This is a genomic window from Paenibacillus sp. GM2 (genome assembly GCF_900069005.2).
GTDB lineage: Bacteria > Bacillota > Bacilli > Paenibacillales > Paenibacillaceae > Fontibacillus.
The window spans coordinates 1,618,416-1,639,514 of record NZ_LN831279.1 but is presented as its reverse complement, the minus strand read 5'-3'; the positions used below and the strand labels follow the sequence as shown (position 1 = coordinate 1,639,514).

Sequence of the window (21,099 nt, the reverse complement as noted above, 5' to 3'; positions counted from 1 at the left end):
AACTCCTCCCCTAATCTATCGATATCAGAGAGCTTGTCCGTGAACGCGCTCCCACACAGTAATCATATCTAGTTTATATAAAAAAACGTTTTCATTCAAGCTAAACAATCAGTTCTCTTCGCTGCCCTGTTTCCCGGCATAATTAGGCTCTCCAGGATCCAGATCGATCACGACACGGCGAGGTTCTACCAGGGAGTATTGATGCTCGCACCGCCAGCGCATTTCTTCGCTAATCCCAATCGTCTCTCCGTCCTTAATGATATCGCCCTGATTATATAGATAATAAGCGATATTCCCCAGATGCTCAGCAACCTCATTGGGCTCCAGATCAAAATAATGACACTGCACATCGGGAATCCCAAGCGCAGCCAGCCCCACCGAATCCATAAGTCCCTCCGCTCTTCCGCTTCCGGTTCCCTCTACATTATAGAACCGAATATTTAACGCACCGTATAATAAATTGCCTTGCTCTACAGCAGACAGATATTCGTTAGGCTCAAGCAGCTTATCGCTTTCACGGAAATATATCGCGTCACAAGGGCAGGCCTCCAGAACCGCACGAAGCGCACCGCTAAACAGCTGCAGCCGTGATTGAGGCTCTAAACCTGCAGCCATCATGTCTACCAATAACAAAGTATGATTGCATTGCTCCAAGGTTTCAGCGGCTTCCTGCCAATGCCAGGACTGCTGCAGCGCTGTGTTGTACTCCTCGGCCGGGCGATGCTCGATATTCATCAGGTTGGTCTGGGCCGGCAGCTCTCCTTCCGTATATTGAAGCCTATAGTTCAGATGGAAAAAATGCAGCAGCATGCCCTCATATTCCTCATTAGCCTCCCACACGGCAAGCTCCTCAGCCGCGGATTTTTCCGCTTCCGGCATGCTTGTCCTGCCTGTATAAAGCTCCATTTTCTTATATAGTAAATCCCGATCCAGCTTCGGCTCCTGCTTGTATTTCAGTTCAACAGCATAGATACGTGCGAAGCCAAAATCGTCCTCTTCATTCAATATCTCATTCATCTCGTTCAGCCCCTTATCCCCTTGTCTTTTACGTATTGGACTAATCTGCTCTACGTCCATGATCTTGCAGCCTAGCGTTCTATCACTCCCTCGTCAGATACCGTACAATGCTCCAGCACGAGCCAGAGATTGTTGTTATCATAGCCTGCAATAACCCCCTGTACCAAATAACCTGGATACATCAGCTCCGGTCTCGTATGGGTTCTGAGCTCTTCAGAATCCGCCACTGCATAGGCCCTATCGCTTAGCTGTATTATCACTCCTTGGGGATAGAACATTCTAATAATACCGTTAACAAGGGTACCGGGGGCATAATCCAGCTTGACCTGCTCCCAGCCCACTCTATAAGAGGCAACCGCCTTGTCCCAAATTTCATTGAACTGCTCCTGAGAAATATCTTCATCCCCCTCGAAACATTCAATCTCCCCTTCCGCCAGATAGAACTCGGGAGCGATAGACAGCTTATAACAATCATTCATGAGGGTCACTTGCCGATAAGCGATCATTTCATCATCTACTTCGAAATAATAATATTCCTGTTCCTCAATGCCTTGCGCTCTAATATACTTCAATCGTGCACCTCCTAACTTTTCCTCCTTCTGCCCGGCATATCAATCATCTTCCAATCAATACCTTTCCATTATATTCATTTATCCCCTGCAAGTCAGCCGAAAAAAGACGATCCCCCGCTGCATCAAGCGGATAGATCGCCGTAGTAGATTACTGTTCTAATCGTTGCTGCATCACTATTTTTTGTTATTTGGAAGGGATTGGATTAAGAAGCGCCCGCGTTTGTTAAAGCGGCCATCATCTCACGGTATCCACGGTTCTTGGCATGCTGCAACGGTGTCACTCCTTGGTTGTCGGCCAGATTCACATCGGCTCCACCCGCGATCAGCAGATCTACGATCTGTTGATGCTCCTTGCCGCCATCGCCAAGAAGGATAGCTTCCAGTAAAGCGGTCCAGCCGAGATTGTTGACGTGATTCACATCAACATCCGAATTGGCGAGAAGTTCACGCACGATCTCGACATGCCCGCGATCCGCTGCCGGTATGAGCGCTGTCCCGCCAAATCGATTTGTCATCGTCGTATCGGCTCCCGCAGCGATGGCTGCTTTCAGGAAATCCATCTTCCCTTCCGCACCCGAATGGAGCAGCGGATTATCGAGCCGATTGTCCCGAATATTCAAATTTGCTCCTTGCTTAATGAGAAGCTCAAACATTTCAAGTTGATCGGTATGCACCGCAATCATAGCCGCCGTACGACCTTCCCGATCTGTTGCATCGATATCAGCTCCCTCAGCTAGCCGTTTCTTCACGGTTTCCTGATCGCCTTCTATTACAGCTTGCCATAAATCACGGTTCAACTTGTTCATTTCTTCGCTCTCCCCTTGGGTTGCTTGTAGCTCCCTATCAGATAACAAGGAGTAGAGCCTGGTCTCGCAGCCTGTCAGCATAAGCATCAAAATGACAAGAGCCATTCCGTACCAAATCGCGGACTTCCCTCCTTGCCGCTTCATGAGCATCACCTGCCATCTTGTTATGAAGTTCGCCTTTCCCCAATCGCGCTGCTGTATTCATATGCTAACACGAAGGATCTCATATGGATAATATAATAAAAATTAAATTTAGTTAGGTTTTACATATAGTCGGATATGCGACCTGCTTTTGGGGAAAGTAACGACTAATGATGTGTCATTTCTCAGAATCGAGGTTTCGAAATGTTACCTCTCGCCCTATACCGCCACTTAACGATCTGTCTGCGGAATTTATCCGAACGCAAGCACGGAGCGCTCATCGTTGTGGAACGAAAAGATTCGCTGGAATCGCTCTTTTCATCCAATATCCCGATTGGAGGAACGTTAACTCATGCCTTGCTCGAATCGATCTTCTATCCGGGGAATCCGCTTCATGACGGGGCCGTTCTGATTCGCTCCGATACCGTCGTATCCGCCGCCAATATTCTGCCCTTATCGAGCATCCATGTCACCGACAAGAAATTGGGCACAAGACATCGCGCGGCGATCGGCTTGACCGAGCGCTGTGATGCTCTGGTCCTCATCGTATCCGAGGAAACCGGACAAGCCTCCTTTGCAATAAGCGGAGTGCTGCACCCGGTCAATGTATCGCCCTTTGAATCCTGAACGTCAAATCCCCTCAGAAGCTGCTCAACAGGCAGTATTTGAGGGGATTTTCATACAATATGCATTTTATGATATGGACCTAACTTTCGTTAGATCATAATAGGCTTCGCGGGTTCACGCTCACTTTTTCTTGCGAAATAAGGAGATCCCGCCAAAACCGCTAATAACAGCCAAGTAGTACCCCAGGTCATACCACCATCCCGAATTATTGATCTCATAAATCCGAATGTCATGGTTGAACAAGCCGATGACCAGAGAGATCGGGGCGACCCAGCCATGCCAGATTCCCCAGAAGAAACCCGCCTGATTTTGTGCGCTATACGTTCCATCTCCAGGCACACATCCTGACAGAAGTACCATGAGAGCAAGCAACATGGCAGCGAGCAAGAAATACTTTTTTGATTTCATTTTCATCCTCCTCCAGAACTTTTTCTTTCAAGATTCTTTTCAAATTCTAGTTAGTCCCCTTTAACCGTTTCTCAAGCAGCTTCATTTCCTCATTCGCTTCTCTAGTTATCATCTTCAATATGATCCCCAGGATTAATGAGAATATGGAGATCACAGAGCAGATTACCGTATAAATGGACCCTCTTAAATCATTGGTAAAATTGTATTTTATAATTTCCGAGAAGTGGCTGGTCATAAAAAGAATCACCATCAATATGAAAAACAAAGCAAAGCAGACGAAGCAAAGATTGGCCATTTTATTAGTCCGTTCAAAATACAGCATTCAAGTCAATCCTTCCATTTATTTCTTATTTCATGTAATAAGAATTCAACCTGCCGGGAGTTTTTCACAATAATCACCCTTTTACCTGTCGAATATCTCTGCAGCTTCTCCATCACTGCCGGCCTTTTATCTCGCCTGAAATTCCAGCTGTATTTGATAAATGGCCAGTCGATGGACTCCGGACAACCTTCATTTAAATCGGGCCTGGATTTGCCATGATATTGTATTCTCCTCTTGATCACTCGGTAAGTGGTGACCCAGGGGGAAAGATCCATGAAGAAGATGACATCCGCTGCCTCCAAGCGAATATCCAGCGTTCTCCCATAATAGCCATCGATGATCCACTGATCTTCTTGCACCAAATGGTTAATGAACTCATTCCACTCTTCCGGCGGGGTCTCCTGCCATCTCGGCTTCCAGAAGTAATAATCCAAATGATGAACAGGGACGTTCAAGATTTCTCCAAGCTTGCGTGCAAAGGTAGACTTTCCTGACCCATTTGCTCCTATAATCATGATCTTCATATGAAATTCCTTACTATAAGTATTTTATAATGCCTCATTATTCGCCATCTCTGATATCATTGCCCGGAAACCTATTCTATGGTAACATTTGGGGTAATATCAATGAAAGTAGGCGATTTAAATGACAGTCAGCTCTTTCCAACTCACCACTAAATTAGAGGTACGGAAGGCTTAATATCGGTTAACCCATATTACAAATCCTATCTTCCGTATCCATAAAACGGAGGAGAACAAGAAATGTTCAGTTATTATAGTAATCTTTGTACGGAAGTGTATGACCTTACTAAGCCTGTCGGGCAATCCATCGGTGGCGATATCGAATACTACCTGGACAGACTCAAATCCTGTAAAGGAAGAATCCTGGAAGCAGCTGTCGGCTCCGGTCGTATGCTCATCCCGCTGTTACAGGCTGGACTGCTGGTGGATGGAATCGATTATTCTCCTGAAATGTTGGCATCTTGCCGTAAACGCTGTGAAGAGAGAGGTCTGAATCCTGTACTGTATGAGGAAAAGCTGCAAAGCTTCTCACTGCCTCATCAGTATGAAGCGATCATCATTCCCACGGGGTCCTTTTGCCTGGTTGAAGAGCGTCAAGACTCGCTTAATGCTCTGCAATGCTTCTATGATCATCTTGTTCCTGGGGGACGAATCATCATCGACTTGATCCTACCCGAGACGATTGAAGCAGGAAAGATTACGACTTCCACCTACGCTCTCCCATCCGGCGATGCGATTACTTTGGAGGATAAGCTGGTTGAAGTGAATCTGCTCCATAATATCACGGTCTCCTACCTGAAGTATGAGAAGTGGCGCGAAGGGAAGCTTATCCAATCCGAGCTGCAGCGGTTTGCGCTGCACTGGTACGGAATTGAAGAATTCAAGCTGGTGTTGGAACATATCGGCTTTACAAACATTGTATGCTCGGCCGATTATGTGTACAACCAGAACCCGACGCATAGCACTCAGTCATTTACATTTGAAGCAGTTCGAAAATAAAGCGGTTGAAGTCCTGGATAGATGATCCAGGACTTTTTCTTGCGCTTCCTCACTCATTGTTGCAGTGTAATAGTCTTAACCCAGCTCAAATCTTTGCCCAGCTTCTTTTCCACATGCACATAGTATAGATTAAGGCTTTTCAGTTCAGTTAACCTGTCTATTTTTTGCATTGTAAACTTAAATTTATATTTCCCTTGCTGGTTAGGAATGGCAAACCCCATAAGATCCATTCCTAACCCTTCATCCACCTGATTTCTCAATATGTGCTCGGCTTCAAACGAAGTACTAATAGTACCAGGAGTATACAGGCCATCTTCAGAGATGAAATTAATATTGCTAAGTCCTTCTGCTATTGGGGCAATAAAGTGACGGGCTGGTTCATCCTGGATTCTTTCGACATCAAGCTCGATTAGATAGTAATCCGTATCATAAGGCTTAATGCTTGCCTTCATTTGAATATCACTCGCTGTCATTGAAGGTGAAAGAGTATAATAGTAATAATAGGAATAGGCGATTATCGCTAGAATAACGATCAGTGCAGCAGCAAAAACAAGTATTTTCTTCATGCTTACATCCTTTCGGAGGGTTTTCTCACTTACGGAGTCTCCCCCATTTCAATAGCTCATCCCTTACTGCGCGAATTCCCACTCCGGATTCCATACCACTTCCCATAAATGACCGTCTGGATCTTGAAAATAACCCGAATAACCTCCCCAAAAGGTATCGTGGGCTTGCACAGTTATCGTTGCCCCCGCTTGCTGAGCTTGCTCCATAATCAGATCCACTTCTTCTCTTGAGCCTACATTATGACCAAGCGTGAATTCAGTGGGACTAGGCTTGGCTAGATTTAGCTTCGTATCATAGGCAATGTCTGCACGCTTCCAAATCGCAAGCCGTAAGCCGGCATGTAATTCGAAGAAAGCAACCGCACCGTGCTCAAATTCAGTGCCTATAATGCCTTCCGTGGGCAAACCAAGTCCATCGCGATAAAACTGCAGTGCTCTATCCAGATCGTCTACACCTAATGTAATGACAGTAATTCTAGGCTTCATATACTACCTCCTAATTTGGCAAGGAATGGGCCAAAGCTTGGAACATACTTCTCTGCTGATAAGTCACTTTTGCAGATCCTTAACCAGATAAATTAATAGTTCATCATCCACAACGACGGACTTTCCGGGTATAACAGGAACATTCTCATAGGTTAGGCCATTTCCGTCCGCAATATAACCACGGGACATGTACATTCGCTGCGCATTTCCGTAATCTTTATATAACCCAACACCCAACCCGATGTGCTTTGAGGTCTCGCTGGCGATCCGCTCCAATTCATCAAACAAGCGGCTGGCCATTTTCTTTCTTCTATACTCCGGAAAAACGTTCAGATCATTGATCTCGGGGATTTGATTGTCGCGAAAATAGGGGTACTTCGATGCATACAGCAAATGACAGCAACCGGCCAAGCATTCCTTATAATAAGCTATTAATGTGATCCGCTGTCCTTGCCGATTCTCTTCGAGACAATTGAAGTAATACTCTCCCTCCGTGTACCAAGGATAACGTTCAGCAAACTCCGCATTCAGCATATGCGCTTCTTCTATAGTTGACAATTTGTTAATCCGGACTGCGTCGTTCATTCTTTTCCCTCTTTTATAATCTTGATATTTTTTGCTTCGGCCTGCGCAGGGTAAGACTCGTCGATCCCACCCTTAACCTGATATTGAATCTTCTGGCCTGGCTTCAAGCCCTTCTTCTTCGTACCAAGCCAAATGGCGTCACCGGTATATTCATCCATCATATCCTTCCAGCTCTTGCCGGGGAACTCCTTCTCAATGACTAAAATGTGTTGATCAGTCACTTCCAGAATATAGCCTTCCCCCTGAAATTGAGAAGCACCTTGATGGCATCCGGTCAGCACTATAAAGACCATAACCCATATAACCATTTTCTTCATCGCTCTCCGTCTAGACCTCCTTATACATATACACCATCGTCAGGTCCTCATTCACCTCTTCCTGCTTATATATCCGATACCCTAATTGGTAATACAGGGCCAGATTTCTTGTACTTTTAAACCCGGTGAACTGCTCCATTCTCTTCACATGACCATGGCTTCCACTATGGCTTGCATTAATCTTTGGCCGATTCCTTGATTCTGATACTGAGGCTTGACGATAAGCTTCCCTATCAAGCAGACTTCAGCTTAGGGTTTTGCCCGTACAGAACCAACTATTTCCTCGTGAACAACGGCCTTTAAAATAATCCCTTCGTCAAATTCCTCTTCTAACTCGCCGATAGTCTGCTTGAGCGGAGGAATCATCTCCCCATAAATCTCAGCCTCACTCTGATAGGCTTCATACTGCAGTTTCAGGATGCTGGGCAAATCAGATCTTTCTGCTTTTGCAATATCCAACTCAAGACCTCCTCTTCCTTCCTAATCACCCTCCATGAATTGCATAAGGTGTGATGCTGCCCGGACAAACGAGGCGACGCTTTCCAGTGGGGGCTCTAACGAAACTACAGATCGCTATTGCTGTGAAAATCAGAGTAAATTAAATCTAATGAAACCAGGCAACGTTATCTGTAGTAAATGAAGGCTATAAGCCTCTTTTTGGGGTTAATAGCGATACCCTGTGTCGTTAGAATTTTTAGCAGCTTCATTTAGCGCAAATAACGATCCTACGTTTCGTTAGCTGCCACAATCGTAAACTCCCAAGGGAGGTTTTCATTCACCCAGCCGCGATGCTCCTCGAATCTTTGCAGCCGAAAACCCGCAGACAGCACGGAATTGATAATTTCACTCAAGCTGTATAACCGAATGGAGACATCAGGGAACTCCGCCTGCTCCTCTTCGGCAAAAAACTCCTTATAAGCTACGCTGCCACTCCTTAGCTCCCTATCAAAATAGTTCACGTTCCCCTGACTCATCATGCATTTTCGCAAAGGATGGAAGTCGCTAAGAATCAAAGTCCCTCCCTGCTTCAATAATCGAAACAGAATGGACATAAATTTATCGATCTCACTAAAATAGTGCAGTATCCCGCCTTCCAAATAAAGCAGGTCAAAATATCCCCCGTATTTCTGCAGGTCAATTTCATAGATATCTGTAACGATATATTCTATGGTCGTATTCGCAACTTCGGCCAACTCCAAAGCGTATCTTCTATTTTCCTCAGAGATGTCGAACACGGTCACTTCTGCTCCTAATAATGCGAGGGGTACCGCCTTTCTTCCGTTAGATCCGCAAAGATTGGCAATCCTTTTCCCTGCAATCTGCTTGAAATAAGGGCTGTGCTTTTTTAAGCATCCTAAGGGGTTGGCTAGTATTTGGCTTGCTTTCTCTTGCGGGGTACCGTCCCTTTTGTGCCAAAATTCATATGCCCGATGCTCCCAGGCCTTCTTATTCTGTTGACTCTGTTCTCGCATCTTTCCTCTCCCCTCTCTTCTAACTATGAATACGACTTCCTCACAATTTGATTCCACTAATCTATCATTCGAAGCAATTACTACCAGTTTAATCAACATCATGACCGCGAACAAGCAAAATGAAAGAGCAGCACAGGAACCGATCTCTCTGCACTGCTCCACGCTTGCTTAACCGCCTAAATTGCCATCCGACTTAAACGACGACTTCGCTACTGGCTTACCCGGAACGTTCCAGTTCCGAAAGCGCACAACACGCCGTTATCCATTTTGGCGAAGGCATGCGCGGTGATCATGGTGCGACTGGAATGGATCAACTCGGCGGTGACAATCATCTTGCCGCTGCTTGATTTGGCCACATAATTCATATTCAGATTTGTGGTCACGACATTACAATTCGGGCGGTTCACCATCGCTAGAAGTCCCATTGCAGAATCCAGCAGTGTAGCATGAACACCGCCATGGACAATCCCAATCATATTATGATGATGCGGCTTAATTTCCAAAGTAACGACGGCCTGCCGCTCATTAACCGTCTCCACCTGGGAGCCGAGATAATCCCAGAAAGTTCCCTTGGCCAGACGCTCCCATTCCTGCATTTGCGCATCCTTATTACAATCCTCCGCTTCCACCCGGGCTCCTCCTTTCTCTATACAGCACAATTGCACGTTATTTTTGATCGTTGCTCCATTTGGCTTGCTCCTCTTCGATCAGCCTGCGGCGCAACACCTTGCCCGCCATTGTCTTTGGCAGACTATCCCGGAATTCATAGACCTTCGGGACCTTATAAGCAGCCAGCCTTTCTTTACAGAACTTCTTCAGCTCCGCTTCATCCAGCCGGGTCCCACTCTTCGGCACGATATAAGCCTTCACGGTCTCTCCGCGGTAAGGATCATAAATTCCGGCCACGATCGCTTCCTCTACACCAGGATATTCGAACAGAATCTCCTCAACCTCGCGGGGGTATATGTTGTATCCGCCTGCGATAATAATGTCCTTGCGACGGTCCAGAATGTAGAAGAAACCGTCCTCATCCATTTTGCCGAGATCACCGGTAAGCAGCCATCCATCACGCAGACACTTGTAGGTCTCTTCCGGCTTGTTCCAATATCCTTTCATCACTTGCGGCCCTTTCACCGCCAGCTCCCCAATCTCACCAAGCGGAACCTCCTCCAAGGTATCCGGCTTCACGATCATTGCCTCTGTATCCGGGAACGGGATGCCGATGGAGCCCGTTTTCCGCTTCTCCCAAATATTGTTCGCATGCGTCACCGGCGAGGCTTCGGTCAGGCCGTATCCTTCAATCAGCTTCCCGCCGGACAACTGCTCAAATCGGGTCTGCACTTCCTGAGGCAGCGAGGCCGCGCCGCTAATACAGACCTGAATCGAGGACAAATCGTACCTGCGGACATCCGGATGATTGATGAGCGCCACATACATGGTTGGTGCGCCGGGGAATACAGTAGGCCGCTTGCGGTCAATCGCCTTCAATACCTGCTCGATCTCAAACCGCGGCATCAGCGTTAATGTACATCCAAGCGAGACAGCCTGGTTCAGCAGCACCGTCATCCCAAACACGTGGAAAAAAGGAAGCGCTGCCAAATATATTTCCTTACCGGGCCGAGAACGATAGAACCACAGCTGCGTCTGAATCGTATTGGCGACCAGATTGCGATGCGTCAACATAACCCCTTTGGCGAAGCCGGTCGTTCCCCCGGTGTACTGAATAAGCGCCAGCTCATTCTCGGTGTCAATCGGGGCCAGGTAAGGAACAGGCTGCGAGTTTTTGAGCAGCTCCTTAAACGGTACAATCCGCTCGTTATAGTTGACCTTTACCGCAGTGCCATCTTTTCTGGCCTTTAACGGATATAGCATGTTTTTAGGAAAAGATAGCTCATCCTGCACTCTGGCGACGAGAATATAATCAAGCGGGTGCTGCTCCATCGCCTTGCTCACCCGATCCACAAGAATGTCGAGCGTAACGATAACCTTTGCTCCGGCGTCGTTAAGCTGATACTCCAGCTCACGCGGCATGTACAGCGGATTGGTCATCACGACCACTCCGCCGATCAATAACACGCCATAATAAGCGATAACCGCCTGTGGACAGTTCGGCAGCATAATCGCTACACGATCTCCCTGCTGCACGCCAAGATTGCGCAGTGCGTTCGCGAAGCGATAAGTTTTATCCAGCAAAGCCCGGTAGGTTGTCGTTGCCCCCATGAAATCAAGCGCCAGCTGCTCGGGATATTGCTGCGCTGAATCCAGTAGAAATTGCGCCAAATGCTGCTGCGGATAATCATAGGTCGGTGGTACTTCGGCGGGATAATGTTGCAGCCAAGGTTTTGCCTTCATCCCTTCCACCTCCGTTTCAAATGGTCATTATGAGATGTAGCCTTCCGACTGAATCACCTGGGCCGCAATCTCCCGCTTTAATGCCACCAGATTGAGCGGCGTTCGTTTGGACCATTTCTTCAAGACGGAGAGCTGTGTCCGCAGCATATCGCCGGAAGCGATCGCACTCAGCACTTCTCTGGCCCAGTTCTCTACACGCCCGAATTCATCCTGGATATAAGCCGTTGTCAGTAAAATCGCCAGTCTTGATTTCTCTTCAGAGGTAGAGCTGATCTGTTTCTGCGTCCGCAGCAATGCGCTCTCCATCGCAAATATCGAGATCATAATGTCGGCAAGGCAGCTGAGTACCTCCTGCTCCTGCTCAAGCTTGGTTTGATAGGTCTGCACCGCACCTGCGCCGACAAGCAAAAAGATCCTCTTGGCCATTTTCAGCAAATGAGCCTCTTGCTCGAGAACGCCATCTCCCTCCGGAGGACTGACTCGCTCCATCATCTCGGCCTGCAGCTCCATCGCTTTTTGCAGCAGCGGCAATTCACCCTTAAGCGCCCGCTTCATCAGAGTGCCGGGGATCAGCAGCCGATTAATTTCGTTCGTTCCCTCAAAGATACGATTAATCCGCGAGTCGCGATAAATCCGTTCAATCCGGTACTCCTTGGTATACCCGTAACCCCCATGAATCTGTACCCCTTCATCAGCCACGAAATCCAGCGTCTCCGAGCCAAACACCTTGTTGATCGAGCATTCCAGCTGATACTCAGCGATCGCTTTGGCGGAACGGTAGCCGACATCGGCAGCACCAAGATCAACTTCCGCCAGCCCGGTATCAAACAGCCCCGCCGTCCGGTAAACCATACTCTCCAGCACATATGTGCGGATGTTCATATCGGCGAGCTTTCGGCCAATCAGCGGGAACGAGGAAATCTTCTGGCCGAATTGAGTCCGCTCGTTCGCATAATGAGCCGCAAGCTCAAGCGCGTCCTTGGCTGCCCCAACACAGCCTGCAGCCAATTTGAACCGGCCGATGTTCAGTATATTAAAAGCGATCAGATGCCCTTTGCCCACTTCCCAGAGCAGGTTCTCTGCCGGAACCTTGACGTCCTCGAGGATCAGCGGACAGGTGGACGATGCCTTGATGCCCATCTTTTTCTCCTCCGGCCCGATGCTGACGCCTTCCATCGTGCGTTCCACGATAAAGGTGCTGAACTGCGTGCCGTCTACCTTGGCATAGACCATGAAGATGTCGGCAAATCCGGCATTCGTAATAAACTGCTTCGTGCCATTAAGCACATAATGGCTTCCATCCTCGGATAATTGCGCCGTCGCCTTGGCGCCCAGCGCATCCGAGCCCGACGAAGGCTCCGTCAAGCAATAAGCGGCGAGCTTCTCCCCGCTGGCCAGACCTGGCAAGTACTTCTGCTTCTGGTCTTCCGTTCCGAAGTAGACGATCGGCAGCGTCCCGATCCCAACATGCGCTCCGAACGACAGCGCGAAGGAGGACGCTTTGGTCAGCTTCTCATTGATCAGCGTGGTGCTGACCTTATCCAGTCCCATTCCGCCGTATGCCTCCGGCACATCCGCACCTAACAAGCCTAATTCGCCGGCTTCGCGAAGTAATTTCACCGTCAGATCATAATCCAGACTTTCCAGTTGCTCGTCATGGGGGGCAATTTCCCCTTGCACAAATTGCTTCGTCATGTCGGCGATCATCCGCTGCTCTTCCGTGAAATCCTCCGGCGTCACTATATTCCGAAAATCCTCGTCTTCGATCACAAAGCTTCCGCCGCGTACTTTCTTCATCGCTTGCTGATTCATCCGATCCTCTCCTTTTGAATTGATCCATTGCATCCTCTTCCTGCTTGAATCCTATTCATACTTGACTTCTCTTCATACATGAATCCTGACGTCTGAATCCCGGACGTGTGAGCTGGGATGTGTGAGGCCTGGGGGCCGAGTTCGTCGTCTGAGTTTTTCGTCTGTGGGCCTTTGCTTGAGTAACTTTGCCTCAGGGCCCCGTGCCTGGGTACACAGCCTGAACACGTTACCCTCCACCTGTTGCCTAAGCTCGTTGTCTGTGGGCCGTTGCTTGGGTAACTTTGCCTCAGGGCCCCGTGCCTGGGTACACAGCCTGAACCCCATTCTCCCACCTGTTGCCTAAGCTCGTTGTCTGTGGGTCGTTGCTTGGGTAACTTTGCTCCAGGACCCCGTGCCTGGGTACACAGCCTGAACCCCATTCTCCCACCTGTTGCCTAAGCTCGTTGTCTGTGGGTCGTTGTTTGAGTAACTTTGCCTCAGGGCCCCGTGCCTGGGTACACAGCCTGAACCCTTACCCTCCACCTGTTGCCTAAGCTCGTTGTCTGTGGGTCGTTGCTTGGGTAACTTTGCTCCAGGGCCCCGTGCCTGGGTACACGGCCTTGATCCCATTGCCCCCACCTGTTGCCTAAGCTCGTTGTCTGTGGGCCGTTGCTTGGGTAACTTTGCCATTCCGCAACACTCCCCCTACCCCAGCCCGTTACCTCGGTCAAGTTTTCCAGCGACCGGTTCTCTAACGAAACTACAGATCGCTATTACCGCCAAAACAGCCCGTTTTCAGATCTAACGAAACTACAGATCGTTATTTGAGCTAAATTCAAGCTTCAGGCCTCCATTTGCGCTAAATAGCGATACCACGTTTCGTTAGAATTTTTAGAGGCCTGTTTTTGGCCGAATAGCGTTACCACGTTTCGTTAGAATTTTGGAGACCTGTTTTTGAGCAAATTAGCGATGCCCTGTCTCGTTATGCAGCCCCGGCAACTCTATCCATGCACCTCAAATACTCCGGCTGCCCCCATGCCGCCGCCGATGCACATCGAGACGACGCCATAGCCGCCGCCGCGCCTGCGCAGCTCAGAGATCAGCGAAGCGCTTAGCTTCGCTCCTGTGCAGCCGAGCGGATGGCCGAGCGCGATCGCGCCCCCGTTCACATTCACTTGCTCCTCATCCAGCCCAAGCTCGCGAATAATATGCAAGCATTGCGAAGCAAACGCTTCATTGATTTCATACAAGGCCACATCCTCGGCCGTAATTCCGGCCATCGCCAGCGCCTTGGGGATCGCTTTAACCGGTCCGACGCCCATCAGCTCCGGTTCAACGCCGCATACCGCAAAGGAACGGAACGTCGCCAGAGGCTCAAGCTGCAATTGCTCCGCCTTGTCTCTGCTCATGACGACCAGCGCGGCAGCGCCGTCACTCATTTGCGATGCGTTCCCAGCCGTTACCGTACCGCCGGCCTTGAAGCTCGGCGCCAGCTTGGAGAGCGCACCCAGCGTCGTATCCGCGCGCACACCTTCATCCGTATCAAAGATCTTGATCCTCGATCTCAACTTTCCGGAGTCCTCGACATCCCTGAACTCCGTCCGGATCGGAATGATCTCCTCCGCGAACTTTCCGGCGGCAATCGCCGCCGCAGCCCGCTGATGCGAACGCAGGGCAAAGGCGTCCTGATCCTCACGGCTGATCCCGAACTTCTCCGCTACGCGCTCGGCCGTATGCCCCATCCCGATATACACCTCCGGATATTGCTCCACGATGCGCGGGTTCGGCGACACCTTAAAGCCGGTCATCGGCACATGGCTCATACTTTCAACGCCCCCGGCAATAATTACATCTGCGTGCCCCAGCATGATCCGTTCCGCAGCAAAAGCGATCGACTGCAGTCCCGAGGAGCAGAAGCGATTCACGGTCAGGGCCGGAACCGTCACCGGGAACCCGGCATACAGCGCCATAATGCGGGCAACATTCAGTCCCTGTTCCCCCTCCGGCATCGCACAGCCGATGATAACATCTTCGACATCTTCTTTTTGCAGGCCAGGGGCCCGCTCTACCGCCGCTTCCAGTACGGCTTTGCCCAACTCATCGGCACGGGTTTGAACGAGGCCGCCTTTTTTCGCCTTGCCGACCGCTGTCCGCGCCAACGATACAATGACTGCTTCCCTCATGATCTTTTCCCTCCCCAGCTAATTCCGCAGCGGTTTGCCTGTCGTCAGCATATGCTTCATGCGCTGCCTTGTCTTTACCTCACCGCACAGACTCAGGAATGCTTCCCGCTCCAGGTCGAGCATATACCGCTCACTGACCCAGGTACCTGCGGGCACATCTCCACCAGAGAGCACATGCGCCAGCTTCTTTGCGATCAGAAGATCATGATCGCTGATATACCCGCTCTCCCTCATGCCGATGGCTCCAAGCTGCAGTACGGCTTTGCCTTCGGCGCCCACAACGCGCAGCTTACTCTCCTGCATCGGCTCATAACCGGAGCCGGCCAAGCGCAGCACCGCCTGCTTCGCTTCATAAATCGCGTAGTCCGGGTTGACTACCACCCGGTCGCTCGCTCTCAGATAACCGAGACGCTTCGCATCATGTCCGCTGGTTGACACCTTCGCCATGCCAATCGTCTCGAACAGTCGATTGATATACGGCTGCAGATCCACCTCAGGTAAAGCCTGCATACTCGCCCGCAGCGTCAGCTCCTTGCAGCCGCCACCGGCGGGAATCAGGCCAACGCCAACCTCGACCAGGCCATAGTATGTCTCCGCCGCGGCGATCACCTGATCGGCGGGCAGGCAAACCTCAACTCCCCCGCCAAGCGTCATTCGGTGCGGCGCAGCAACGACGGGCCTCTCAAAATATTTCAATTGATACATCGTGTTCTGGAACAGCGCAATAATATCATCGACCTCATCCCATTCCTCATCCTCCGCTTCCATCAGCAGAAGCATCAGATTAGCGCCGACGCAAAAGTTGCGCCCCTGATTGGCAATGACCAATCCGGCATAACCACGCTTCCTGACCTCTTCCTGGCTCTGCGTAATCATGCTGAGAATATCCTCGCCGATCGCATTGTTCGGGGAATGGAACTCCAGACAGGCCACGCCATCGCCCAGATCAAGCAAGCTTGCGCCAGTGTTGCTTCGAAGCACTTGCTTCTGCTCCTTCAAATCACGCAGCGAGATGATCTGCGGCGGCTGTTCTACCGCTTTGTATTTTCCGCTCAGCACATGGAACAGCTGGCCTTCTACTCTTTTATAAAATGAGGTGTTGCCCGCTGCGATCCATTCGCTAACCCAGCCCGGAATTTGCAGACCCTCGGCTTCCATCCTTCTCACAGACGGAACCAGGCCAATCGCATCCCAGGTCTCGAACGGCCCCATCTCCCAATTGAAGCCCCATTTCATCGCTTCGTCGATCTCGCGGATATTGTCCGCGATCTCACCGAGCTTGGCTGCGGAATAGAGCAGCACAGGCTTCAACACATTCCAGGCCAGATCGGAATAACGATCCCCTCCGCTGAGCAGCGCCTTTAGCTTCGCTTTGCTTCCTTTCGCGGCCTTTGCGGCTTGCAGTGAACCTGAGGACGGCTTTACCTGCGGCTCGTACGTGAAGCCCTCCAGGTTCAAAGCCAGAATCTGGCTCTTGCCCTGCTCTTTGAGCTTGCGATAGAAGCCCTGACCCGATTTCTCGCCAAGCCAGCCCTGCCTCACCATCTGCTGAAGCGGCTCCGGCACAGTGAATACCTCGATCTCGCTTTCATCCTGCACATGCTCCCGCACATTGTCCGCAACATGGAGGAAAGTATCGAGGCCAACCAAATCGAGTGTGCGAAAGGTTGCGCTTTTCGGACGTCCCATGGCCGGACCGGTTACAGCATCTACCTCCTCAACGGTATATCCTCGCTGCAGCATCTCGCGCAGGGTGACCAGCAATCCGTACGTGCCAATGCGGTTGGCAATAAAATTAGGCGTATCTTTGGCAATCACCACCGTCTTGCCCAAAGCACGCTCCGCAACTTCGCGCAGCCGGTCGACATGTGCAGGCTCTGTGTGCTGGCCGGGAATAATCTCCAGCAGCTTCATATACCGCGGAGGGTTAAAAAAATGCGTTCCCATGAAATGCTTACGGAACTCTAAGGATCTGTCCTCACTCATCGCCTCAATCGATATCCCTGATGTATTGGTGCTGACCAGAACGCCAGGCTTCCAATGCGGCTCCATCTTGGCGAGAAGGTCCCGCTTCACCGCCAGATTTTCTACCACGACCTCGATCACCCAGTCCGCATCCTGAATCCAATGCAAATGGTCTTCCAGATTGCCGGGCCGGATGCGAGCCGCAAATGCTTCATCATATAGCGGCGCTGGCTTTCTTTTGAGCAGACCGGCTATAGCTGCTGTAGCGAAGCGGTTCCTTACCGCCGAATCCTTAAGTGAATATCCCTTGGCCTGCTCCATTTCCGTCATTTCCGCAGGCACGATATCGAGCAGCGAACAAGCAATTCCCGCATTGGCAAGCTGCGCCGCAATCCCGGAACCCATAATGCCCGAACCGATAACTACGGCTTTGGAAATCGATCTATTCATCTACACCTACCTCCAACCCATGAAATTCACTTTAAATGCCGTCTAACATCTTTTAAATGCGCAAGCGCAGGGTAAACCTAAGGTTCCGTTAGGCCAAGGACCCGCCAAATACCGACAGCTCCACAATCTCGGCAATATCCTTTGTCCTCACATCAAGCTCCTTCATTTTGACTCCGTCCTCCAGCATCGTAAGACAATACGGACATCCGCTGCCGATCATCGTTGGAGATACCTCAAGGGCCTGCTCTGTCCGAGCCAAATTAATTCGCTTGCCGCCCGTTTCCTCCATCCACATCAGACCGCCGCCGGCTCCGCAGCACATCGCATTCTCACGCGAGCGCTTCATCTCCGCCAGCTCCATCCCGGGAATCCGGCGAAGAATTTCCCTTGGCGCTTCATAAATACCGTTATACCGTCCCAGATAACAGGAATCGTGGTACGTCATTTTTTCCCGCACCTCATGGCGAAGCGACAGCTTTCCTTCTTTGATGAGCCGCTCCAGCAATTGGGTGTGGTGAATGACCTCAACATCCTCAAGTCCGAATTCGGGATATTCGTTTTTAAAAGTGTTAAAAGCATGTGGATCCGCCGTCACAATCTTACGTACCCCATACTGCTGGAACAATGCGATGTTCTCCTGACACAGCTGCTGGAACAGGAACTCATTGCCCATCCGCCTTGGCGTATCGCCGGAATTTTTCTCTTCGTTGCCGAGAACGGCGAAGTTGATGCCCGCCTCCAGCATAAGCCTGGCGAAAGAACGGGAAATTTTACAACTGCGCAGATCATAAGACCCCATCGAACCAACAAAGTACAAATATTCAAATTGCGGATTGTCATGCACCGTCGGCACAGACAGCCCTTCCAGCTCAGCGGTCCAATTCAAGCGTTCATTTCGGCTGATCCCCCAAGGGTTGCCCTGCCGCTCGATATTTTGCAGCGCCCGCCTACCTTCTTGCGGAATACTGCCCTGCATGAGTACAAGGTGACGACGCAGGTCAATAATCTTGTCGACATGCTCATTGCCGACAGGACATTGATCCTCACAATTCCGGCAGGTAGTGCATGACCAGATTTCCTCCTCTGTCATCACATCCCCGATCAGCTCCAGCTCAGCGGCGCCTGTTACACCGGCAGTCCCCGAATCGCTTCGATCCCGGACCCCCCAGACTGTAGACTGCCAATCCAGTGTTGGACGAATGTCCGTAATCGGTGGCAGAGGTTGCAAAACGGCTAACTTATTTGCCGCTTCTTCACTTCCCGCCGACACCTCCTGCAGCATGGCTCCGGCCTCACCGCTCTCTGTTGGCAGACTTGAATCTATCCAGGCTACAGCTGAATTTTTCAGCTCACCTAACTGATGTGAAGCGGTTTGTGAAGAGGCAAAGGCATAGGATGGCTGCCATGGCGATTTTCCGGTCTGTTCGGTACCGACATCGATCAGATGATCGCGCAGCTTCGTGATCAGGTGCATAGGCGACAGCGGTTTGCCCGTATTAGAGGCTGGACATACATTCGTGCAGCGCCCGCATTCTACACAAGCGTAGAAGTCGAGCATTTGCTTGCGTGTAAAGTCCGTGATCGCCCCGGCTCCAAAGCTCTCCGCTTCTTCGTCCTCCAGATCGATGCGGGTCAGGCGACCCGGCGGTTCCGTACGACGCAGCCAAATATTAATCGGTGCTGTAATCAGATGAAAATGCTTCGATTGCGGAATATACACTAGAAAGATTAACAAGATGAAAAGATGCAGCCACCAGAAGAGGTAGAAAAGCACTTCAGCAGCAGAGGTGGATAAAGCTTGGAGTGCTAGAGATATGAGTGAGGATATGGGTGCATAGAGAGATGGGTCTAATTGGAACCAAATACGCTCCAGGCTTAATGAGAGCAAAACCGTCAGCATAATGGACGAGATCAGGATGAGAACAAGGCTAGGTTTCCAGCCTTTCTTCAAGCGCGGCAATCGTTCACCGTATCTGCGATAGGCCGCATAAGCGATTGCGATCAGAATCAGCAGAACCGTCACTTCCTGGCTAAGCCCGAATAGATGATAACCAGGCAGCGGCAGATGCCCCCCTTGGGTGAGTCCTTTGACAATCAAATCGATGGCACCAAACTGCAAAATAATGAATCCGTAAAAAATCACGATGTGCATGATTCCGCTGCGCCAGTCTTTTAGCAATTTCCGTTGTCCGAATACCTGGCTCAGAAATTCGCTCCAGTGGTTCCAGGAGAGCCTGCTTCTGGCTCGAAACTCTACGGGACGCCCTAGGCTCAAGTACAGATAACGATGGTATACCGCTTTATAAAATAAATAAATGGCATAACCCGTTACCAGCAGGAACATAATCCATTGCAGCATTTGCCACACGTTTACTTCACCCGCCTCCTTTTGAAAGTTGTTCAAAAAGTCCGATTTTAATAAGAAAACCGATCGAAGTTACTCAAGGATGCGCGATCGCGATGCTAAGGCAGGTTCTCTTGCGATATAGAATTTCATCAGCTTCGCTAATAACGAAACAATTCTATATCTAACACAAAGCAGCACGGAGAGCTTATTGGGCATCGGATCATGAATTTAGCCGGGCCCAAAAGTAGAGGCTTACGAGGTCATTTTCCCTCAGAAAATATTTTAGATGCTCATGCACTCTCTACAAGCAAATCCTTACGAAGTCGTTTTCTACGAAAACGTACGCTCCGCTCCTCATGCCTAGCTTCATTCAACCCCCCGGTGCCGAAAACCGACCTTTTGAACACCTCTTAAATCAAAGATTCATCTTGACAACAAAAGCGCTTTCACCTAAGATGAATAAAAAATGAATGAGTGTTCATTCATTCGATTCAAATTTTAACATTGAGGTGTCAGGATGACAAGTAGAAAACAGGAAAAATTTGAAATGATTTTGGATGCCGCGGAGAAGGTGATCGCCGAGAATGGATTTCACGGATCGCAGGTGGCCCGAATCGCCAAAGAAGCCGGAGTTGCGGACGGTACAATATATCTATATTTCAAAAACAAGGAAGATATCCTCATTTCCCTGTTCCAGAATCGCTTGGGCAGCCTTGTGGAGTCGTTCAAAAATAACATCTCTGAACAAGACAGCGCCGAGGAAGCCTTGTACAAAATATGCGATATCCACTTCTCCCTACTCGAGGAAAATATTCATCTGGCCTATGTGACACAAATCGAGCTGCGCCAGAGCTCCCTGGAGCTGCGCAAAGCGATTGGTCAGGCCGTAAAGCCCTATATTCAATTAATCGAGCATATTCTGGTAAAGGGCGTTGCAGACGGGAGCTTCCGTAAGAGCCTGGACACGAGATTAACACGTCAGTTAATCTTCGGGGCTATGGACGAGGTCGTCACCTCATGGCTGATTTCGGGACAGAAATACTCCCTGACGGCCCAGGTAGCCAACACGGTGGATTTTTTCATCCGAGGCTTAAAGCAGGTCTGAGATTGAGTCGGTCAAACTTGGACTTTTTGAACTACCTCTAAAAAAAGATTTGAAAGGAGTATGATGA

Annotated in this window: 22 protein-coding genes; 3 read left to right on the top strand and 19 right to left on the bottom strand. The window is 49.9% G+C overall.

All coding sequences use genetic code 11. The annotated features are described in order from the left end of the window. Positions 1 to 108: 108 nt before the first annotated feature. The 3 genes from BN1360_RS17180 to BN1360_RS17170 all read right to left on the bottom strand — a co-directional run bounded on the left by BN1360_RS17180 (position 109) and on the right by BN1360_RS17170 (position 2,500). A complete protein-coding gene (locus BN1360_RS17180) occupies positions 109 to 1,077 on the bottom strand; it encodes a DUF4261 domain-containing protein (RefSeq protein ID WP_324254276.1) in 969 nt (322 codons plus the stop codon). Positions 1,078 to 1,088: 11 nt separating this feature from the next. Next, positions 1,089 to 1,589, bottom strand: a complete 501-nt coding sequence (locus tag BN1360_RS17175) for a hypothetical protein (RefSeq protein ID WP_068781081.1) — start codon at positions 1,587 to 1,589, stop codon at positions 1,089 to 1,091. Between the two features lie 203 nt (positions 1,590 to 1,792). Continuing rightward, complete coding sequence (locus BN1360_RS17170; RefSeq protein WP_082790128.1) at positions 1,793 to 2,500, bottom strand: ankyrin repeat domain-containing protein; 708 nt, start codon at positions 2,498 to 2,500, stop codon at positions 1,793 to 1,795. A 240-nt stretch (positions 2,501 to 2,740) separates the two neighbouring features. On the opposite strand from BN1360_RS17170, the gene BN1360_RS17165 reads away from it, so the two are divergent. Then, positions 2,741 to 3,163 carry a diadenylate cyclase gene (locus tag BN1360_RS17165; RefSeq protein ID WP_068781080.1) on the top strand — a complete coding sequence of 141 codons (423 nt, stop codon included), beginning with the start codon at positions 2,741 to 2,743 and terminating at the stop codon, positions 3,161 to 3,163. A 120-nt stretch (positions 3,164 to 3,283) separates the two neighbouring features. Here the strand turns inward: BN1360_RS17165 and BN1360_RS17160 are convergent, their stop codons facing one another. Beyond that, entirely contained in the window at positions 3,284 to 3,571 is a 288-nt protein-coding gene (locus tag BN1360_RS17160; protein ID WP_068781079.1) for a hypothetical protein, read from the bottom strand. A 327-nt stretch (positions 3,572 to 3,898) separates the two neighbouring features. Further along, entirely contained in the window at positions 3,899 to 4,417 is a 519-nt protein-coding gene (locus tag BN1360_RS17155; protein ID WP_068781077.1) for a DNA topology modulation protein, read from the bottom strand. Between the two features lie 237 nt (positions 4,418 to 4,654). Between BN1360_RS17155 and BN1360_RS17150 the strand changes: the two genes are divergently transcribed. Further along, positions 4,655 to 5,413: a class I SAM-dependent methyltransferase gene (locus BN1360_RS17150; RefSeq protein ID WP_068781076.1), complete on the top strand. Its 759-nt coding sequence runs from the start codon at positions 4,655 to 4,657 to the stop codon at positions 5,411 to 5,413. Between the two features lie 53 nt (positions 5,414 to 5,466). Here BN1360_RS17150 and BN1360_RS17145 read toward each other — a convergent pair whose 3' ends face one another. From BN1360_RS17145 to BN1360_RS17080, 14 genes are all read right to left on the bottom strand, one after another. After that, on the bottom strand, positions 5,467 to 5,979 hold the full coding sequence (locus tag BN1360_RS17145; protein ID WP_068781075.1) for a hypothetical protein: 513 nt from the start codon (positions 5,977 to 5,979) through the stop codon (positions 5,467 to 5,469). 63 nt (positions 5,980 to 6,042) lie between these two features. Beyond that, a complete protein-coding gene (locus BN1360_RS17140; RefSeq protein ID WP_068781074.1) occupies positions 6,043 to 6,465 on the bottom strand; it encodes a VOC family protein in 423 nt (140 codons plus the stop codon). A 63-nt stretch (positions 6,466 to 6,528) separates the two neighbouring features. Then, positions 6,529 to 7,050 carry a GNAT family N-acetyltransferase gene (locus BN1360_RS17135; RefSeq protein WP_068781073.1) on the bottom strand — a complete coding sequence of 174 codons (522 nt, stop codon included), beginning with the start codon at positions 7,048 to 7,050 and terminating at the stop codon, positions 6,529 to 6,531. After that, positions 7,047 to 7,367, bottom strand: coding sequence for a YobA family protein (locus BN1360_RS17130; RefSeq protein ID WP_068781072.1), 321 nt, complete (start codon positions 7,365 to 7,367; stop codon positions 7,047 to 7,049). Before BN1360_RS17130 ends, BN1360_RS17135 begins: the two co-directional genes overlap by 4 nt. A gap of 10 nt (positions 7,368 to 7,377) precedes the next feature. Next, positions 7,378 to 7,515 (bottom strand): hypothetical protein, encoded by a 138-nt coding sequence (locus BN1360_RS17125; protein WP_157259354.1) that lies wholly within the window; start codon positions 7,513 to 7,515, stop codon positions 7,378 to 7,380. Further along, a complete protein-coding gene (locus tag BN1360_RS26455; RefSeq protein ID WP_082790099.1) occupies positions 7,512 to 7,604 on the bottom strand; it encodes a GNAT family N-acetyltransferase in 93 nt (30 codons plus the stop codon). The genes BN1360_RS17125 and BN1360_RS26455 overlap by 4 nt, the downstream gene beginning before the upstream one ends. 12 nt (positions 7,605 to 7,616) lie before the next feature. After that, on the bottom strand, positions 7,617 to 7,826 hold the full coding sequence (locus BN1360_RS17115) for a hypothetical protein (RefSeq protein WP_082790098.1): 210 nt from the start codon (positions 7,824 to 7,826) through the stop codon (positions 7,617 to 7,619). A 266-nt stretch (positions 7,827 to 8,092) separates the two neighbouring features. Further along, complete coding sequence (locus BN1360_RS17110; protein ID WP_068781476.1) at positions 8,093 to 8,839, bottom strand: class I SAM-dependent methyltransferase; 747 nt, start codon at positions 8,837 to 8,839, stop codon at positions 8,093 to 8,095. Between the two features lie 209 nt (positions 8,840 to 9,048). Next, positions 9,049 to 9,468 carry a PaaI family thioesterase gene (locus BN1360_RS17105; RefSeq protein ID WP_229521028.1) on the bottom strand — a complete coding sequence of 140 codons (420 nt, stop codon included), beginning with the start codon at positions 9,466 to 9,468 and terminating at the stop codon, positions 9,049 to 9,051. Positions 9,469 to 9,505: 37 nt separating this feature from the next. Then, positions 9,506 to 11,191, bottom strand: a complete 1,686-nt coding sequence (locus BN1360_RS17100) for a long-chain-fatty-acid--CoA ligase (protein ID WP_068781071.1) — start codon at positions 11,189 to 11,191, stop codon at positions 9,506 to 9,508. Between the two features lie 27 nt (positions 11,192 to 11,218). Beyond that, positions 11,219 to 13,003 (bottom strand): acyl-CoA dehydrogenase family protein, encoded by a 1,785-nt coding sequence (locus tag BN1360_RS17095; protein WP_068781070.1) that lies wholly within the window; start codon positions 13,001 to 13,003, stop codon positions 11,219 to 11,221. Positions 13,004 to 13,983: 980 nt separating this feature from the next. Next, entirely contained in the window at positions 13,984 to 15,165 is a 1,182-nt protein-coding gene (locus tag BN1360_RS17090) for an acetyl-CoA C-acyltransferase (RefSeq protein WP_068781068.1), read from the bottom strand. 18 nt (positions 15,166 to 15,183) lie between these two features. Beyond that, positions 15,184 to 17,580, bottom strand: a complete 2,397-nt coding sequence (locus BN1360_RS17085) for a 3-hydroxyacyl-CoA dehydrogenase/enoyl-CoA hydratase family protein (RefSeq protein WP_068781067.1) — start codon at positions 17,578 to 17,580, stop codon at positions 15,184 to 15,186. An 88-nt stretch (positions 17,581 to 17,668) separates the two neighbouring features. Continuing rightward, entirely contained in the window at positions 17,669 to 19,939 is a 2,271-nt protein-coding gene (locus BN1360_RS17080) for a (Fe-S)-binding protein (protein ID WP_069188367.1), read from the bottom strand. A gap of 505 nt (positions 19,940 to 20,444) precedes the next feature. Here BN1360_RS17080 and BN1360_RS17075 point away from each other — a divergent pair. Next, positions 20,445 to 21,032 carry a TetR/AcrR family transcriptional regulator gene (locus BN1360_RS17075; protein WP_068781065.1) on the top strand — a complete coding sequence of 196 codons (588 nt, stop codon included), beginning with the start codon at positions 20,445 to 20,447 and terminating at the stop codon, positions 21,030 to 21,032. The last annotated feature ends 67 nt before the right edge of the window (positions 21,033 to 21,099 follow it).

Coding starts and splice junctions, on each gene's coding strand:
- BN1360_RS17135 (WP_068781073.1), bottom strand. CDS start 7,050: ATGAACGACGCAGTCCGGATTAACAAATTGTCAACTATAGAAGAAGCG.
- BN1360_RS17170 (WP_082790128.1), bottom strand. CDS start 2,500: ATGGCTCTTGTCATTTTGATGCTTATGCTGACAGGCTGCGAGACCAGG.
- BN1360_RS17150 (WP_068781076.1), top strand. CDS start 4,655: ATGTTCAGTTATTATAGTAATCTTTGTACGGAAGTGTATGACCTTACT.
- BN1360_RS17145 (WP_068781075.1), bottom strand. CDS start 5,979: ATGAAGAAAATACTTGTTTTTGCTGCTGCACTGATCGTTATTCTAGCG.
- BN1360_RS17085 (WP_068781067.1), bottom strand. CDS start 17,580: ATGAATAGATCGATTTCCAAAGCCGTAGTTATCGGTTCGGGCATTATG.
- BN1360_RS17140 (WP_068781074.1), bottom strand. CDS start 6,465: ATGAAGCCTAGAATTACTGTCATTACATTAGGTGTAGACGATCTGGAT.
- BN1360_RS17155 (WP_068781077.1), bottom strand. CDS start 4,417: ATGAAGATCATGATTATAGGAGCAAATGGGTCAGGAAAGTCTACCTTT.
- BN1360_RS17130 (WP_068781072.1), bottom strand. CDS start 7,367: ATGAAGAAAATGGTTATATGGGTTATGGTCTTTATAGTGCTGACCGGA.
- BN1360_RS17090 (WP_068781068.1), bottom strand. CDS start 15,165: ATGAGGGAAGCAGTCATTGTATCGTTGGCGCGGACAGCGGTCGGCAAG.
- BN1360_RS17095 (WP_068781070.1), bottom strand. CDS start 13,003: ATGAATCAGCAAGCGATGAAGAAAGTACGCGGCGGAAGCTTTGTGATC.
- BN1360_RS17110 (WP_068781476.1), bottom strand. CDS start 8,839: ATGCGAGAACAGAGTCAACAGAATAAGAAGGCCTGGGAGCATCGGGCA.
- BN1360_RS17100 (WP_068781071.1), bottom strand. CDS start 11,191: ATGAAGGCAAAACCTTGGCTGCAACATTATCCCGCCGAAGTACCACCG.
- BN1360_RS17165 (WP_068781080.1), top strand. CDS start 2,741: ATGTTACCTCTCGCCCTATACCGCCACTTAACGATCTGTCTGCGGAAT.
- BN1360_RS17080 (WP_069188367.1), bottom strand. CDS start 19,939: ATGCTGCAATGGATTATGTTCCTGCTGGTAACGGGTTATGCCATTTAT.
- BN1360_RS17160 (WP_068781079.1), bottom strand. CDS start 3,571: ATGAAATCAAAAAAGTATTTCTTGCTCGCTGCCATGTTGCTTGCTCTC.
- BN1360_RS17180 (WP_324254276.1), bottom strand. CDS start 1,077: ATGGACGTAGAGCAGATTAGTCCAATACGTAAAAGACAAGGGGATAAG.
- BN1360_RS17075 (WP_068781065.1), top strand. CDS start 20,445: ATGACAAGTAGAAAACAGGAAAAATTTGAAATGATTTTGGATGCCGCG.